Source organism: Plantactinospora sp. WMMB334, from assembly GCF_049179095.1.
Lineage (GTDB): Bacteria > Actinomycetota > Actinomycetes > Mycobacteriales > Micromonosporaceae > Plantactinospora.
On the sequence record NZ_JBMHME010000002.1, the window covers coordinates 6,614,169 to 6,630,117 of the forward strand.

Here is a 15,949-nt window from a genome sequence, read left to right on the forward strand (position 1 = left end):
GACCACAGCCGGGACTTCGCAGCCGCCCTGTCGCTCATCTACTGCTCACTTGCCCACTGCACGCAGGTTGGTCGCTGCCCGGTACGGACGAACTCGCGAGCGGCCTGCCGAGCGGTGGCCGGCGTGACCCGGGCTCGGGTCGGGCCGGCGAAGACGGCGTCGCCGCCGTAGTCGAACGCGATGTCCGGGGCCCCGCTGGGCCACGACGGAGCGTCCGCCTCAACCCCGATGCCGCCTTCGGGACCGAGCCAAAGGACAAACGACCGGTCCGGATGGCCGACGCCGATCTGCAGCGCGGGCGGCTGCGGTTCGTCCCACGGCGATGCGTCACCAGCGAGGTGCTCCGGTGGGTAGATCCCGACGACCCGCGGAACACCGGACGCGGCGGCTTCATCGAGGGCGGCGTCCAACTCCGTGGCGGAGAAGCCGGGCCGGCGGTTACCCCAACCCCACGTGACGACGTAGCTCAATGCGCGATCCCCTTTCCGGTTCCCTCCTACTCGCCGACCACTCGCACCCCATCCGGAGCGTCCGGATCTCGCACGTAGACCGTGAGACGCGAACCCGGTGATGATGTGTCGCAGCACCCGATCGCAACCGTACGGGTCGTCCGTGCAGGGCTCTCTGTTGACCACCAGACTGACCTCCTGCGGGGCGCCGGGCCGGCGCATCTCCTGGGCAACTCGTGACTCCACGTGATCGGTGAGCGTCCACGGAAACCCTTTCAGCCCGGGAACCGGACGCAAGGTCGCTGGTGGATGCGATCTTGCGTCCGCTCCTCCAGAGCTCGGCCGACAACGGGGTCCCGGCCGAGTCGAACGCCTGGCCGTGGGTCGGGCCTTGATCGTCCGGTCGTTTGGGCAGATCCTGTCCCGCCTGCCGGATCCAGGACGGCACCGGGACAGCGACGCGCGTCGGGGCCGGCCCAGGTGCCGGGCGTGCTGGGGCTGGCGCCGGGAGGCTGATGCCGACGGTGCGGCAATACGCCACAAGGGCCGCCGCTGCCAGGGCTGCGTCCCGGTCGGCCTCACCCAGGCGCTCAACGCGGCCCGCCGGCGCCAGCGCCACCGTGGTCGTCCCGGACCGACGGCGGCGATGCTCCCACCGATCCTCGACCACGTGTGGCCGCACCTCGGGCAGGTCGAACACCTGCCGTGCCTCTACCGACGTCACCGGCGCCCGCCGCAACGACCGGCCACAACACCGGCACCCAGCCGGACGATGCGTCACCACCTCGTCGGGCACCTCGACCTGCCGCAACGTGAAACCCTTATCCCCCCGGCTGTTTGCCCGACGGCCGATCCGACCGCGACCGCCGAGACCGTGGTGGCGCCTTGACCGGCCCATCGGACGACGGCGGCTTCGACGATGTCCGCGAATCACGGCGCAGCTTCGCTTCCAACTCCGCGACCCGCCGCGTCAACACCTCGATCCGCGCATCCCGCCCGGCCAGGGCCGCCTCCAACCGGGCGAGCCGCTCCACCACCCCACAACCGGCGGCGAATCGGCCACGACGACCGTGGATGACCCAAACCGCCAACAAGATCAAACCAGAGGATTAAGAACCTGCTGAATGGTTACCAGTCCAGGTACCAATTGTGTCGAGTCACGGCAGCGGGCGCCACCGCACTCAATCTTACCGCTCGACTGGTCGCGGCCAAGGAGCGCTGCCGCTAGAGCTGGCTGGTGGCGCCAAATACGTCAACCGAAGTCAACGGGAGTCAACCGACGTCCATCGCACTCGCCTATGCACCGGGCTCATACGACGGCCACCATGGCAGATGTGATGGTGGCGAACGCGCGGGCATTGGTGCGCGGAGGCGACTGATCGATGCATTGCGGCGTGCAGGATGAGGTCTATGCGGTCTACGAATGGAGGTGAGGAAGTGCGTGGATTCGAGTGGTCACGTGGATGGAACTGGGACTGACCGCAGGGAGGACTGGTTGTCGGGACCGTCGTAATCGCATCCGTATCGGACCTGCTTCCCCGTCGTCCGATACGGATGCGCCCCCTGTATCAAGTGCCAAACTCGAACCCTAGGAGCCGACAACATGACCGCCGATGCTGCCGGGCCACGCGGATGGTCCATCCCTACGCGGCCACTTTCGACATGATCGAGAGTTCGATGGCAGGGTGGCCAAGCCTTGCCGAGGTGGGCCGCCACGCGATGAACCACCGTTGTGTGCAGCTGCGACTAGATGGCCTTGACACCACGACACCTTGATCCCGGAGGCGACCATGCTGCGGTCCATCGCGACCGTCTCTCTTGGCGGCACGCTAGAGCGAAAGCTGCAAGCCGCCCACCAGGCGGGCTTTGACGCCGTCGAAATTGTCGATGAGGGCGAGCTGGCCACATGCGCGATGGATCGCGCGATCATTCGACGCTGGACAGTGGGCCAGGACGCGCTACGCGTCAGCGTGTTCCAGCCCTTCCGTGACTTCGAGGGCGTGGCAGACCACACTCTGCGGTGCAACCTGGTCCGGGCCGAGGCTACTTTCGCGCTGATGAGCGAGCTGGGAGCGAAGACGCTCCTGGTCTGCTCTAACACCTCGCCGACCGTCCTCGACGACGACGGCCGCGCCGCCGACCAACTGCATCAACTCGCCGACCGTGCGCGCCAGCACGGAATCCGCATCGCCTACGAGGCTCTCGCATGGGGCACCTGCGTGAGGTCCTACCTGCACAGTTGGCGGATTGTCCAGCGAGCGAATCACTCGCACCTTGGTGTTTGCCTCGACTCGTTTCACATCCTGGCGCGTGGTGACGACCCGGCGGGCATCAAGGACATACCTGGCGAGCAGATCTTCCTTCTTCAGGTGGCCGACGCGCCGCCGAGTATAGACCTGGATGTGCGACAGTGGTCGCGCCACCACCGGTGTTTTCCCGGCCAAGGCTCGTGGGACTTAGTTGCCTTCCTCGGACATGTGGCCGCGACCGGCTATACCGGTCCTTTGTCGCTGGAGGTGTTCAACGACGCGTTCCGGTCGGCGGACCCCGGGCGCACGGCGATCGCCGGAATGCGGTCGCTGGTCGCGCTTGAGGCCGCGGTGCTGGCCCGATGACCGGGCCAGCCGCCGCGATCCTTTCTTGGCGATGGGAACTCGTCGGCCCTGCCGCTTCTTTCGGGGACGAGGCGCTCGGCCTGGACCGGTGGCGGGAGCTGCCCCGGGCCCAGACGCCGCCGTGGCCGGACCAGGCGGTGGTCGACGGGGTCTGCAAGATTCTCCAGAACGTGCCGTCGATCGTCGCGCCCTACGAGGTCGACCAGCTCCGGCAGCGGCTGGCGCAGGTCTGCGAGGGCCGGGCGTTCCTGCTCCAGGGCGGCGACTGCGCCGAGACCTTCACCGACAACACCGAGAGCCACCTGCTGGCCAACGCCCGGACCCTGCTCCAGATGGCGGTGGTGCTGACCTACGGTGCCTCGCTGCCGGTGGTGAAGGTGGCCCGGGTCGCCGGGCAGTACACCAAGCCGCGCTCGCTGCCGACCGACGCGCGAGGGCTGCCGGCATACCGGGGCGACATGATCAACTCGCTGGAGGCGGTGCCGGAGGCCCGGGTCGCCGACCCGCAGCGCATGATCCGGGCGTACGCGAACTCGGCCGCCGCGATGAACATGCTCCGGGCGTACCTCGCCGGTGGGCTGGCCGACCTGCACGCCGTGCACGACTGGAACAAGGGCTTCGTCAAGAACTCCCCGGCCGGCGAGCGCTACGAGGCCATCGCCCGGGAGATCGACCGGGCGCTCGCCTTCATTCGGGCCTGCGGGCTCACCGAGGACGAGGCGCTGCGCACCGTCACCCTCTACTGCTCGCACGAGGCGCTCGCCCTGGAGTACGACCGCGCCCTGACCCGGGTCTCCGACGGCCGGGCGTACGGGCTCTCCGGGCACTTCCTCTGGGTCGGCGAGCGCACCCGGCAGCTCGACGGCGCGCACCTGGACTTCATCTCCCGGATCGCCAACCCGATCGGCGTCAAGCTCGGCCCCACCACCACCCCGGACGAGGCGATCGAGCTCTGCGAGAAGCTGAACCCGGAGAACATGCCGGGCCGGCTCACGCTGATCAGCCGGATGGGCAACGGCCGGGTCCGGGAGGTGCTTCCGCCGATCGTGGCCAAGGTCACCGCCGCCGGCGCCAAGGTCGTCTGGCAGTGCGACCCGATGCACGGCAACACCCACGAGTCCTCCAACGGCTACAAGACCCGGCATTTCGACCGGATCGTCGACGAGGTGCTCGGCTACTTCGAGGTGCACCGGTCCCTGGAGACCCACCCGGGCGGCCTGCACGTCGAGCTGACCGGCGAGGATGTCACCGAATGCCTCGGCGGCGCCCAGGCGATCGAGGACATCCACCTGCCGGACCGCTACGAGACCGCCTGCGACCCCCGGCTCAACACCCAGCAGTCGCTCGAACTCGCCTTCCTGGTGGCGGAGATGCTCCGCGACCAGGCCCCGTGACCACATCCCATGGGAGGTCTACATGATCGGCATACCCGGCACGACGGTCTTCCGCATTGAGACGGCCAGCACTGGCTACCACCTCGACGCTGCCCTGCATGGACTGAAGGACCCGAACATCCGGGCACGCTGGCGGGCCGACGAACGGGGCTATCTGGCCCAGGCCGGGCTGACCGGCGAGCAGGTCGACGCCGTGCTGGCGCGCGACTACAACCGGCTGGTCGAGCTCGGCAGTCACCCCGCCTACTTCTCGGTCCTCTTCCTCGCCGACGGCGACACCTTCGCCGCCGCCGCCGCTGCCATGAGCGGGATGTCCGTGCCGGCGTACGAGGCGATGATGGCAGCCGGCGGCCGGTTCGGGCTCCACTGGCTCCACCCGGCTGAGCAGTGATGGCCGTCATCACCGCTGGGCTGGCGACCAGTCATGTGCCGGCAATCGGTGCCGCGATCGACAACGGCCAGCGAGGGCTCGACCGATGGGAGTACGTCTTCGGCGGGTACCGGTGGACGCAGGAGTGGGCCCGGGTCCACCGTCCCGACGTCGTGATCATGGTGGGTAACGATCACGGTAACGCGCTACCTCCGTCCGTGGTCCCGACCCTCGCCATCGCCGTCGGTGAGACGTTCCGCCCCGCCGACGAGGGTGCCGGACCACGGCCGGTACCGGATGTCCCCGGCCACCCGGCCCTGGCGCGCCACCTGGTCGCCGAGTTGCTCGCCGGCCCGGATCCGCTCACGCCATGCGTGCTCCATGACTTCCGGGCCGATCACGGATGGACCGTGCCCCTGTCACTGGTACACGGGCACGGCGACGAGGAGTCGCAGTCCTCCTTCGCACGGTGGCCGGTCCCGGTGGTACCGGTGATCATCAACGTCTCGCACCATCCGACCGCGTCCGCCGCGCTGTGCTGGCGGCTCGGCCAGGCCATCCGGCGAGCTGTGACGGACTGGCGAGACGACCTCGGCGTCCAGGTGTGGTCCGTCGGCGGCATGTCGCACCAGCTCGCCGGCGGTCGGGCAGGGTGGATCAACCGGCGGTTCGACGCGGCGTTCCTCGATTTGCTGGTCACCGACCCCGCTCGGCTGATCGAGATTCCGGAGATGGAGTATGTACGTCTGGCCGGCCACGACGGCGTCGAACTGGTCACCTGGCTCATCATGCGCGCCGCGATGGGCCGCGACGTACGAGTGCTGCACCGTCACCACCCCGACCGGCCGGTCAGCAACACCGCACTCGGCCACCTCGTCCTCGTGCCGGCCGCGCCGTGAGGACGCCAACCCTGACCGGGCTACGGCGGTCGCGTCCCGGCCTGCCCCACCAGGAGCAGGTCGGCCGGCGTCCGGTCCGGATCGCGGTCGTCGGCGTCGGGCAGATCGGTCGGCAACACTTGGCCGCCCTGGCAAGCACACCCGGCGCCACCGTGGTGCACATCGTCGACCAGCACCGCGCGAGGGCCGAGGCGGCCGCGCAGTCCGCCGGCGGCGCCGAGGCCGGCGACGACCTGGACCACACGTTGAGCCGGGACGACGTGGATGCGGTCGTCTTGGCCACGCCCACACCACAGCACGCGGCCCAAGCCGTCGCCGCGATGCGCGCCGGGAAACATGTCCTCGTCGAGATCCCCGTCGCCGAGTCCCTACCCGACGCACGCGACGTGCTCGACGCGCAGCAGGCGACGGGACTGATATGCATGGTGGCCCACACCCGACGATTCAGTCCCGCCCACCGCTGGATCCGAGAGCGGCTACACGCCGGAGACCTGCACCTCGAGCAACTGCTGATCACCACGCTCTTCAACCGACGCCGGAATGTCGGACTCACCGGCGAGCCGCGCGACTGGACAGACAACCTGCTGTGGCACCACGCCGCCGGCGGTGTCGACCTCTTCGGCTACCACACCGATCAGGTGGTGGCCGCCGACGTCCTGCAAGGACCGCCGCACGCCGACCTCGGCATCCCCATCGCGCTCAGCATCCAACTGCAGTCCCAGGCACGCCAGCTCCTCACATACGCGCTTAGCTTCGGCGGCGCAGGTGATCAGGGCAGCTGGTACACCTACGTCTGCCGTGAAGGCACCTACCTCGCCCGGGGCGACTCGCTCACGGACCGGGCTACCGGAGAGCCGGTCGACCTGGCACACCTCGGCGCAGTGGGCATCCAAGACCAGGAGTTCGTGGCGTCGATCGCCGAGGGCCGGCAGCCGGAGAGCAGCCTCAGCGCGGTCTGGCCCTGCTACGAGCAACTCGCCCGGCTTGATGCCCAACTGCGCGACGGCGGCTGACCGGTGACAGCTTCCGACGCTGTGGTACCGCTGCGCCTCCGGCTCGCCGCCCGACACCGAGCAAGCCGGTCGGTCAGGGCGCGGCCAACATAGAGCACGCGCTTTGACCCGCCGTCGCCGTCTCGTGCTGCTGGGAACCTGCTGCCTCAGCCTATTCGCCGTCGTCATGGACGCGTCGATCATGGCGGTCGCGCTGCCCGCCATGCGGGCCGACCTAGACGCGACGATCTCCCAGCTGCAGTGGACCATCGGCGCCTACTCCGTAACCCTGTCCAGCCTGCTCGTCCTCGCCGGCTCCACGGCCGACCGCGTCGGCCGGCGTCTGATATTTCAAGGCGGGCTGGTGGTTTTCGGAGCCGGGTCACTGCTCTGCAGCCTCGCGCCGACCCTGCAGTGGCTAGTCGTCGCCCGAGTGGTCCAGGCCATCGGTGCGGCGGCCCTCAACCCCGTCGCGCTGGCGATCATCACCAACACGTTCGTCCACCGCAGCGAGCGGGTCCGGGCTATTGGCGCATGGAGCGCCGTGGTCGGTGTCAGTATGGCTCTCGGACCACTGCTCGGCGGCGGCCTGGTCGACGCGGCCGGCTGGCGCGCCATTTTCTTGATCAACCTTCCGGTCGTGCTCGCTGCACTGACGCTCACCGCGCTCGTCATCCCTGAGTCCCGGGCGGTCCGGGCACGCAGACTGGATCCGGTCGGCCAGGGCCTTCTACTGACAATGCTGGCCGCCGGCGCGGTCACAGTGATCGAGGGCCCGAATGTCGGCTGGACGTCACCGCAGACCGTCGTCACCATCACCATTGCCATCGCGGCGAGCGTCGGCCTGATCGGCTACGAGACACGACGCGTCGACCCGTTGCTGGAACTGGGGTACTTCCGGCGCCCAGCGTTCACCGGCGCCACCGTCCTTGCGGTGGCCACCTTCAGCGCGCTGAGCGGCCTGAACTTCCTGGGCAGCCTGTACCTACAGGAGGTGCGCGGCCTGTCCGCCCTGCAGGCCGGCACCTACACGCTGCCCCTGGCGGTGATGACGCTGCTGGTCGCCCCGCTGTCCGGCCGACTGGTCGGCAGCCACGGTCCGCGGCTGCCGCTGCTGATCGGCGGCGCGGGCTTGACGACCGGCCCTCTCCTGCTCACCGGGCTCACCGCCGACACATCGCCCGGCCGGCTCCTCGCGGCGTACGCCTTGTTCGGCCTCGGGTTCGGCGCGGTCAACCCGCCGATCACCGCCAGCGCCGTGTCCGGTATGCCCGCAGCACAGGCGGGGACAGCGGCGGCGATCGTCACCGCCGGCCGGCAACTCGGCCAAGCACTGGGTGTCGCAGGCATCGGCAGCGTGCTGGCGTCGGGCCTGCACGGCGCGCCCGCCAGCGGTATCGACCAGGCCGGTCGGGTTGGCTGGTGGATCGTCAGCGCGTGCGGGCTCGCCGTTCTGGTCGTCGGCCTCGTCGTCACTGGCCAGCGCAGACCGGCTGCGCACCTTCGGGTTGCTCTGCCCAGCCGCAGCGGTTCCGCTGTCTGAACCTCGACCTTCCACGCGATCAAACCGATCCGCGCATTGTAGACGGTGTTGGAAATCGGTAGGGTTGCGCCGCATCGGCGATGCTCGTAACGTTCGCCCCTGCCCGTCCTATAGCGGATGATTGGATGACACGTTGGCGCATTCCGAGGACGATCATGTCGGCGGGCAGCCTGGCTTAGAACTCCCTGGTCAACCGCCGTCGGATCGGCGTGCTACCCGACGTACGTCCATTAGACGCAGCGTCCTGCGTCTCGTACTGGCGCCCACCGTCGTCGTCGTGGTCCTCTGGCTCGTGGCCTCCGGCTACCTCGTGTTCCAGGGCTTCTACGTCCGGGCCGTCGCCGACTCGGTGCGGAGTGTATCGATACCGGCCGTATCCGCGCTAACCTCGGTCATGCAGGAGCGTCGGCTTTCTGTCTCATACCTGGCGCAGCAGGCGGGCAATCAGCGACGTCTCGTTGATCAGCGTCAGCTGACCGACGGACGCCTAGCCGCGCTACGTGCTGTGGCATCCGACGCACTCGGCAACGCGCCCGACTCCATCGTCACCCGCTGGCAGCGGCTCACCGAGTATCTGGACCAGTTGCCGGGCGTGCGCAGCGGCATCGACTCGCGCTCGATCGACGGCAGCGGCGCATTCCGGTTCTATAACGAGTTACTCGACGCGGCGACCGACCTCTTCGACACGCAGGCCCGGGTTGTCCCCGACGTGACGGCGACCCAGGGCGGCATCACGGCTACCGATATGTTTCGGGCCAGTGACCAGATGTCCCGCGCCGCGTCGATGATCGACGGCGCGTTCGGCGGGCGGACGTTCGGCCAGCAGGACTACCTGGCGTGGCTGGACATCGTCGGCTCGTACCACGCCGGTCTCGACCGCGCCGCTGCGCATCTTCGCCCCGGTCCGGCCGGGCGTCTAGCCGCCCTCAAGTCCAGCGACTCGTGGCGCACTCTAGTCAACGACGAGCAGGCGATCATCACCGGCGGAGCGTGGCAGGACGGCGTACCCCGCAGCCTGTCCCCCACGAGGGCTCGCTGGGCGACGCAGACTCAGCAGGTCTCGGACCAGCTGCTGGACCTGACCGTGGTCCAGGCCGACGAGGTCTCCGCCGAGGCCCTGAGCGCCGGCAACAACCAACTGCTGGCGGCGCTGCTCGCGAGCGCGCTCGCGGCGTCGGTTGCGGTCGGCGCGATCTGGTGGGCGTGGCGCCGATCGAAGGCGATCCCGATCCGGCTCGCCAGGCTGGGCATGGACGCTTCCGTCATGGTCGACGAGCGGCTACCCGCCGTCATGGAGCGACTGCGCCACAACGAAAAGGTGGATCCTCGCGCGGAACTGTCGATCGGCAAGGACCGCGACTACGGCAACGACGAGATCGGCGACTTGGCCCAGCTCATCAACCGGTCCATGGCCGTTGCTGCCGGCGCTGCAGTGAACGAGGCGAGGACCCGGCAGGCCGGTCTCCTGATGCTCAGAGGCATCGCCCGACGTCCGCAGCGGCCACTGCAAAGCAGCCTCCAGAGCCTTGAGAAGGCGCAGAACGGGGCCGACGAGAAGCAGCTCAAACTGCTGTTCGACGCCATGCACCAGATTACGCAAGGGCGACGCTTCTTCGAGAATCTGATCATCCTGACGGGCGATCAGGTCGGCCGGCGCTTCTCGAAGCCGGTGCCGGTGAACCGAGTGCTGCTGGCAGCCAAAGCGGAGTCCCAGCACTACCAGCGGATCACTCTGCGTGGGGCGCCCGACATCCCGATCGCTGGCCCTGCGGTGACCGAGACCATCCATCTCCTGGCCGAGCTACTCGACAACGCGCTTGCGTTCAGCCCACCGACGACGACGGTCTGGGTGACCTGCAACGAGGTCAGACACGGCGTCGCGGTGGAAATCGAGGACGGCGGTGTGGGAATGAGCGCCGAGGCCCTGGAACGCGCCAACATCCTGCTCGCAACCGCACCCACGCCGGACGTGACGGACCTGCGCGATGGGAAGCAGATCGGTCTGAACGTTGTCGCGGAGCTAGCCAAACGCAGCGGCATCCGGGTGACGCTGCGTTCCTCCGCGTACGGAGGGACCCTGGCCATCGTGCTCATACCCGAGCGCATCATCGCCCGCGAAGACGTCGCCGCAGCCGCAGACGCCGCAACCGAGCGACCGGCCACGCACGGGGCGACGACGCTGCCGGACACCGCACGACGACACGAGCCGCGAGGCGCCGCGCCGTCCCGGACCGCCACGGCAGTAGCGTCACCACCCCGACCGGAACAGCCGGGCGGCGATCACACGGTGCGGCGATCCGCTGCCGTGAACGGATCGGGTGATCCAGCACCCCCGAGTCACAGATCCGCCACGCCGCACCAGGAACGGCCCTCAACACCGGCCGGTAGCGACGGCTCACCCGGCCGACCGCCGCTACCAACCAGAGAGCCGCAGACGCACATCGCGCCCGGGCTGCGCGACACACCGACCACAGGCGTCCCGTCGGGGGGTACGTCGCGTGCCGGGCGGTCACCTGAGGAGGCTCGGGACCGGCTTAGCAGCTACCAGCGAGGGTGGGCCGCAGGCAAGACACCACCGGCCGGGCCGCCGCCGGTAGGAAACGACGATGAGTCCGTCGATAACGGAGGCAGGGACGCGTGACTGAGTCAACTGAACGCCCCGATCTGGCCTGGATGTTGAAGGATCTACTCAGCGTTCCAGGTGTCGTCCACGCCCTAGTCCTGTCGGCCGACGGGTTGCCCATGCAGCCGTCGCTGTCGCTGGCACAGGATGACGCTGACCTCCTCGCCGCCGGCGCCTCGTCGCTACACAGCGTCGCTGCGGGCATCGGCAGGAAGTTCGCCAGCGGGCCGGTACGGCAGGCCGTCATCGAGTACGACGAGCACACGCTCTTCGTCGCGGACGCCGGACCCAACGCGCGGCTCGCCGTCGTTTCTAATCAGTCTGTCGACATGGGAACCGTGGCGTTCGAAATGAGCAGGCTGGTGGTAGCCGTGGGCGAGAATCTCGGCACCAGGGCGCGGACTGGTCGAACACAGGCCGCCAGCTTAGGCACAGGCCATGACTGAGCCGTCCGGCGTGAGCGAGCCAGACGATACACTTGTGCCGCTCTATGTCCTTGTCGGTGGCCGAACCAGCCCACGCAACAGCAATCTGGATCTCGCGACACAAGTAGTCGCCCTGCCAGTCGACACATCACGACTAGAGCCGGAATACCAAGACATCGTCGATCGGTGTCGGACCTGGAAATCCATCGCCGAAATCAGCGCCCACCTACACCGGCCGCTTAACATCACGAAACTGATGGTGGATGTACTGGTAGAGCAGGACGCCCTCAGAATCGGCACACCAGCGCAACACCGCATCACCGACTACCGGCTACTGGAGACGGTTCTCGCCGGTCTGAAGGCACTCTGAAGTCAAAGGGGCTACTAAACGTGGACCGTCACTCGTGAGTGTGGATCGCCACTCGGTCAAACTGGTTGTCGCCGGCGGACTCGGCGCCGGCAAAACAACCTTCGTCGGCGGGGTCAGTGAGATCCCACCGCTGACGACCGAGGAGGTCATGACCCAGGCGGGCGCCGCCGTCGACGACGTCACCGGCGTGGACCAGAAGAACCACACGACCGTCGCCCTCGACTTCGGGCGCATCACCATCGCGCCCGACGTCGTCCTCTACCTGTTCGGCACGCCCGGGCAGGACCGGTTCTGGTTCATGTGGGACGAGCTCACGCAAGGCGCGATCGGCGCGATCGTGCTGGTAGACACCAGACGACTCAACACGAGCTTCGCTGCGGTCGACTACTTCGAGCGGCGGGAGACGTCCTTCGTCGTCGCCGTGAATCGGTTCTACGGCGAATGCCCCTACACCGAATTGGAGATCCGCGCGGCGCTGAAGCTCAGCGACGCAGTACCCCTGGTGTGGTGCGACGCACGCGATCGCGCCACCACCAAGCAGGCACTCATCCACCTCGTTCGGCACGCCATGTCATCCCTAACCAAGAGCGAATGACGACCTCTGCGGACACCGCCTGTCCCGGCGTTTCGAGTGGTGTGACTTCAATCCAGCGAGTCTGCGGTCACGGGCGTTTCAAGATCATGCTGTGATTCCGAGGATGGCGAAGGGCCTGGTCATGTTGCGGCTGGCCCATCGGGTGGATTCGGTGATGTCGGAGCGTCCGGCCAGGCGTAGGGCGTTTATGGCCAGGTTGCGTAGCGAGGCGAGTACGCGTGGTCCGGACCGGGTGCGGACGCGGGAGTGGTCTTCGCGGTAGCAGGTGTCGCGGATCCAGTGCAGGGATTCCACGGCCCAGTGGCTCTGGTTGAAGGCGGCGATCTGGGTGGTGGTTGCCTGTTCGGGGGTGTGGCTGGCGACGCCGAGTTGAGCGGCTGCGGACAGGTGCGTGCCGGTGGTGTCGGTGACGTAGCGTTCGATCAGCCACACCTGGTCGACGTGCGGGAACGGCAGATCGGGCGGGGCGGGTAGCACCCGGATCGTGCGCCGGGTGATCCGTCCGTGGCCGGTCTCGGTGCGACTGTCGGCGATCGGGGTGTGCTGCCAGGGCAGCGCGTCCAGTGCGTCGAACAGCGCGCGCCGGTTCTCCTTGACCGGGAACACGAACTGCCCGCCACGGGCGCGGATGAGCTCGGCGGTGGCCTTGACCGTGTGCAACGCGTCCGCGGTGACCGTGCTCCCGGCGATGTCCAGGGTGGCCAGCAGGTCCCGGGCGCAGGCCGGTTCGTTGGTCTTGGCCCCGGTCACCTCGGCCTGGCCGATCACCACCGCCACCGCGCCGGGTTCGGTGCCACCGGCGAGCGCTGCCAGCAGTTGCATCTGGTCGCCGTCGGCGTCCCGAGTTGGCTCATTTGGTTAGTGCGTGACGTCCGGCCGGTTCAGGGCGTCGAGGATGGCTTGCTGGTCGGTGGGGATCGCCGGTGGCAGGGTGTGGCTGGTCCCGTTGATCGCGATGGTCGCGGACCGTAGGGGCCGTAGCTGACGGACGGCGCTGCGGATGGACATTCCGGTGCGGTTCTGGACCTCGCGGGAGACTGCGAGTGCGGCGAACACGATGGTCAGGTGCGCCTCGATGGTGTCGTGGGTGCGGTGGAACATGGGCCGGGCTGCCAGGTCGGTTTTGCTCATCCGGAACGACGCTTCGACTTGCCAGAGGTCGTGGTAGGAGCTGATGACTTCGCCGGCGGGCATCACGTTGCCCGCGATGTTGGTGACGTAGCCCTTCAGGCCGACCAGGCGGCGGGCGCGTTCCAGCGAAACCTGGTCGAGGGTCTGCGATCCGTTGCTGGTCTTGACGAACCGGGGAGTCCGGGCCGCTTTCTGCCCGTCGACGACGGCGCGGGCCCGTTCCTCCTGCGCGGTGAGGGTGCGCCGGTCGCGCACGGCCCGTTTGTGGGAGTAGGCCCAGACCGCCCGCCAGGAGCCGGGATGGGTGTGCGGGTTCCAGAGCGGTTCGGCGCGTACGGCCTGATCGTTCTCGTTGTGCTGGCCGGTCTTGGGTGTGATGGTGTCGATGACCTGCCCGTCGGTGAACGCGTCACCGTGCCAGTGGAAGTGGCTGGCCAGATCGATCGGGGCCTTGGTCACCCGTGAGCCGACGATGAACCGCAGACCGGCCTCGTCGAGCTTGCGCAGGTTGCTCGCCGAGAGCATCCCGGCGTCGGCGACCACGACCATGTCGGCCATCCGGTGGCGGGCCTGGAACGCGGTGATGATCGGGATGATCGTGGTGGTCTCGGCCTGGTTGCCGGCGAAACAGCCGATCTCCATCGGGAACCCGCCGCGGTCGACCAGCAGCCCGACCACGATCTGCGGATCGACCCGCCGTTCCTTGGAGTAGCCGACCTTGCGCAGCTCGTCCTCCTTCTCCGCCTCGAAGTACAAGGTGGTGACGTCGTAGAGGCACAAGGTGATGTCCCCGCCTGCGACGACGTGGGCGAAACACGCCGCGGCAACCCGATCCCGGTAACCACCGTCCGGGCCGGCGCGGGTCAGGGTGCGTTTCATCGTCGCGTAGCTGGCGGGACGCCGCCCCAGGTCGGTCAGGACCCGACCCGCGTCGAGCAGCGAGGTGGGTTCCACGACTCGTGCGATCACCAGATCGGCGAACACCGCGTCGTCGAGCACGCCGAACCCCAAATCGGCGTAGACGCCGGCCAGGGCGTCGTAAAGCACCCGCGAATCCGTGGACACCACTCGGCCCGCGCCGTCGCGAACCCCTACCTGCGGGCGCGGCTCGTCGAACAACCCGGGTGTCGCCTCGGCAGGCTTGGCCAGCGGTGTGACCCGCGGCGCAGCCTCCACAGCGAACAACACACCCTGGCCGGGATCGGCCAACAGCTCACGAGCCCGTTCGAGCAGCACCCCCAGCTCGACCTCGGTATGCGCCGACCCGACGTGCGCCACGATCCGCTGACGACCCGCCACGTACTCGGCGATCTGCACCGCAGTGGCCCCCGAACCCGTCCGCACCCGCCGCACGAACGCCATCCCACGACCCTACGAGACATCCCTTAGTGCGTGAAAACAACCCCGACCGCGAACATCACCGCAGGTCACAGCCTGGCCGCCCTCAAGATCCGCGAAACTTGAGCCAACTCGGGTTCGGGGGTGTGGCTGGCGACGCCGAGTTGAGCGGCTGCGGACAGGTGCGTGCCGGTGGTGTCGGTGACGTAGCGTTCGATCAGCCACACCTGGTCGACGTGCGGGAACGGCAGATCGGGCGGGGCGGGTAGTACCCGGATCGTGCGCCGGGTGATCCGTCCGTGGCCGGTCTCGGTGCGACTGTCGGCGATCGGGGTGTGCTGCCAGGGCAGCGCGTCCAGTGCGTCGAACAGCGCGCGCCGGTTCTCCTTGACCGGGAACACGAACTGCCCGCCACGGGCGCGGATGAGCTCGGCGGTGGCCTTGACCGTGTGCAACGCGTCCGCGGTGACCGTGCTCCCGGCGATGTCCAGGGTGGCCAGCAGGTCCCGGGCGCAGGCCGGTTCGTTGGTCTTGGCCCCGGTCACCTCGGCCTGGCCGATCACCACCGCCACCGCGCCGGGTTCGGTGCCACCGGCGAGCGCTGCCAGCAGTTGCATCTGGTCGCCGTCGGCGTCGACGGCTGCGCGCACGGTTTTCCCGTCCAGCCGCAGCAGATCCGCCGGCAGGGGCTGCGATACCTGGTCGGCGGGGTCATGCCGGCCGGCGGCCGGGCCCCGGCCGGATCGGCGGGCCGTCGTCCATGCTCCGATCGCGGTGTCCAGGGCCCGCGTGTCGGTATCGGTGCAGACCCGCCACAGCGTCGACCGCGACGGCCGGCCCACCGGTAACGCACCTGCCCGCAGGTACAAGTCGGCCAACACGGGCTGCGGCACGTCGGCGACCCAGCCCGCCATCGCCGTGTACCCGGTCATCCCGGCCACCGTCGCCGCCGCGACCAGCGCCAGGACCACCGCGGCCGGATGATCCCGGCCCTGCGACGACCGGCCATCCGACACCCCGGCCAGCAGTTCGAGCAGGTCACCACACGCCTGCCCGACCGGAACACCAGCAACCAACGCCACATCGGCGTCGGGCATGACACACTGCACCACGACGAAGCTCCGTACGACAAGATCCGTGAGAAGACCTCGTCCTACCGGAGCTTCGTCCCTACCCCGCCTCGCGACACGCCACTGTGGCCAGAC

15 protein-coding genes and 1 pseudogene are annotated in these 15,949 nt (G+C 68.5%); 10 read left to right on the forward strand and 6 right to left on the reverse strand.

Going from position 1 to position 15,949, the window contains the following annotated elements:
• Window positions 1-38: 38 nt before the first annotated feature.
• The 3 genes and pseudogenes from ACN27G_RS28560 to ACN27G_RS28570 all read right to left on the reverse strand — a co-directional run bounded on the left by ACN27G_RS28560 (window position 39) and on the right by ACN27G_RS28570 (window position 1,486).
• Window positions 39-470 (reverse strand): Imm1 family immunity protein, encoded by a 432-nt coding sequence (locus ACN27G_RS28560; RefSeq protein WP_421495818.1) that lies wholly within the window; start codon window positions 468-470, stop codon window positions 39-41.
• Between the two features lie 26 nt (window positions 471-496).
• A pseudogene (locus ACN27G_RS28565) lies at window positions 497-1,044 on the reverse strand (DddA-like double-stranded DNA deaminase toxin); the annotation flags it as partial.
• 226 nt (window positions 1,045-1,270) lie between these two features.
• A complete protein-coding gene (locus ACN27G_RS28570) occupies window positions 1,271-1,486 on the reverse strand; it encodes a DUF6444 domain-containing protein (RefSeq protein WP_421495819.1) in 216 nt (71 codons plus the stop codon).
• A gap of 753 nt (window positions 1,487-2,239) precedes the next feature.
• Between ACN27G_RS28570 and ACN27G_RS28575 the strand changes: the two genes are divergently transcribed.
• The 10 genes from ACN27G_RS28575 (at window position 2,240) to ACN27G_RS28620 (ending at window position 12,275) form a co-directional block, all read left to right on the forward strand.
• Window positions 2,240-3,064 carry a sugar phosphate isomerase/epimerase family protein gene (locus ACN27G_RS28575; protein ID WP_421495820.1) on the forward strand — a complete coding sequence of 275 codons (825 nt, stop codon included), beginning with the start codon at window positions 2,240-2,242 and terminating at the stop codon, window positions 3,062-3,064.
• Window positions 3,061-4,458 carry a class II 3-deoxy-7-phosphoheptulonate synthase gene (locus ACN27G_RS28580; protein WP_421495821.1) on the forward strand — a complete coding sequence of 466 codons (1,398 nt, stop codon included), beginning with the start codon at window positions 3,061-3,063 and terminating at the stop codon, window positions 4,456-4,458. The genes ACN27G_RS28575 and ACN27G_RS28580 overlap by 4 nt, the downstream gene beginning before the upstream one ends.
• Before the next feature lie 22 nt (window positions 4,459-4,480).
• Window positions 4,481-4,849: a protocatechuate 3,4-dioxygenase gene (locus ACN27G_RS28585; protein WP_421495822.1), complete on the forward strand. Its 369-nt coding sequence runs from the start codon at window positions 4,481-4,483 to the stop codon at window positions 4,847-4,849.
• Window positions 4,849-5,727 carry a class III extradiol dioxygenase subunit beta gene (locus tag ACN27G_RS28590; RefSeq protein ID WP_421495823.1) on the forward strand — a complete coding sequence of 293 codons (879 nt, stop codon included), beginning with the start codon at window positions 4,849-4,851 and terminating at the stop codon, window positions 5,725-5,727. Before ACN27G_RS28585 ends, ACN27G_RS28590 begins: the two co-directional genes overlap by 1 nt.
• Window positions 5,724-6,740, forward strand: coding sequence for a Gfo/Idh/MocA family oxidoreductase (locus tag ACN27G_RS28595; RefSeq protein ID WP_421495824.1), 1,017 nt, complete (start codon window positions 5,724-5,726; stop codon window positions 6,738-6,740). Before ACN27G_RS28590 ends, ACN27G_RS28595 begins: the two co-directional genes overlap by 4 nt.
• A 124-nt stretch (window positions 6,741-6,864) precedes the next feature.
• On the forward strand, window positions 6,865-8,262 hold the full coding sequence (locus ACN27G_RS28600) for an MFS transporter (RefSeq protein ID WP_421495825.1): 1,398 nt from the start codon (window positions 6,865-6,867) through the stop codon (window positions 8,260-8,262).
• A gap of 277 nt (window positions 8,263-8,539) precedes the next feature.
• Complete coding sequence (locus tag ACN27G_RS28605; protein ID WP_421495826.1) at window positions 8,540-10,903, forward strand: nitrate- and nitrite sensing domain-containing protein; 2,364 nt, start codon at window positions 8,540-8,542, stop codon at window positions 10,901-10,903.
• On the forward strand, window positions 10,900-11,331 hold the full coding sequence (locus tag ACN27G_RS28610) for a roadblock/LC7 domain-containing protein (protein ID WP_421495827.1): 432 nt from the start codon (window positions 10,900-10,902) through the stop codon (window positions 11,329-11,331). Before ACN27G_RS28605 ends, ACN27G_RS28610 begins: the two co-directional genes overlap by 4 nt.
• A complete protein-coding gene (locus ACN27G_RS28615) occupies window positions 11,324-11,680 on the forward strand; it encodes a DUF742 domain-containing protein (RefSeq protein ID WP_421495828.1) in 357 nt (118 codons plus the stop codon). The genes ACN27G_RS28610 and ACN27G_RS28615 overlap by 8 nt, the downstream gene beginning before the upstream one ends.
• 34 nt (window positions 11,681-11,714) lie before the next feature.
• On the forward strand, window positions 11,715-12,275 hold the full coding sequence (locus tag ACN27G_RS28620) for a GTP-binding protein (RefSeq protein WP_421495829.1): 561 nt from the start codon (window positions 11,715-11,717) through the stop codon (window positions 12,273-12,275).
• An 84-nt stretch (window positions 12,276-12,359) separates the two neighbouring features.
• Here ACN27G_RS28620 and ACN27G_RS28625 read toward each other — a convergent pair whose 3' ends face one another.
• The 3 genes from ACN27G_RS28625 to ACN27G_RS28635 all read right to left on the reverse strand — a co-directional run bounded on the left by ACN27G_RS28625 (window position 12,360) and on the right by ACN27G_RS28635 (window position 15,841).
• Window positions 12,360-13,097, reverse strand: coding sequence for an ISAs1 family transposase (locus tag ACN27G_RS28625; protein WP_421495830.1), 738 nt, complete (start codon window positions 13,095-13,097; stop codon window positions 12,360-12,362).
• A gap of 36 nt (window positions 13,098-13,133) precedes the next feature.
• Window positions 13,134-14,768, reverse strand: a complete 1,635-nt coding sequence (locus ACN27G_RS28630; RefSeq protein ID WP_421495831.1) for an IS1634 family transposase — start codon at window positions 14,766-14,768, stop codon at window positions 13,134-13,136.
• Between the two features lie 65 nt (window positions 14,769-14,833).
• On the reverse strand, window positions 14,834-15,841 hold the full coding sequence (locus ACN27G_RS28635; RefSeq protein ID WP_421495832.1) for an ISAs1 family transposase: 1,008 nt from the start codon (window positions 15,839-15,841) through the stop codon (window positions 14,834-14,836).
• Window positions 15,842-15,949: the final 108 nt, after the last annotated feature.

Bases quoted from the DNA above. Each gene is read 5' to 3' on its own strand.
- ACN27G_RS28575 (WP_421495820.1), top strand. From the start codon at position 2,240: ATGCTGCGGTCCATCGCGACCGTCTCTCTTGGCGGCACGCTAGAGCGA.
- ACN27G_RS28580 (WP_421495821.1), top strand. From the start codon at position 3,061: ATGACCGGGCCAGCCGCCGCGATCCTTTCTTGGCGATGGGAACTCGTC.
- ACN27G_RS28585 (WP_421495822.1), top strand. From the start codon at position 4,481: ATGATCGGCATACCCGGCACGACGGTCTTCCGCATTGAGACGGCCAGC.
- ACN27G_RS28590 (WP_421495823.1), top strand. From the start codon at position 4,849: ATGGCCGTCATCACCGCTGGGCTGGCGACCAGTCATGTGCCGGCAATC.
- ACN27G_RS28615 (WP_421495828.1), top strand. From the start codon at position 11,324: ATGACTGAGCCGTCCGGCGTGAGCGAGCCAGACGATACACTTGTGCCG.
- ACN27G_RS28625 (WP_421495830.1), bottom strand. From the start codon at position 13,097: ATGCAACTGCTGGCAGCGCTCGCCGGTGGCACCGAACCCGGCGCGGTG.
- ACN27G_RS28630 (WP_421495831.1), bottom strand. From the start codon at position 14,768: ATGGCGTTCGTGCGGCGGGTGCGGACGGGTTCGGGGGCCACTGCGGTG.
- ACN27G_RS28635 (WP_421495832.1), bottom strand. From the start codon at position 15,841: ATGCCCGACGCCGATGTGGCGTTGGTTGCTGGTGTTCCGGTCGGGCAG.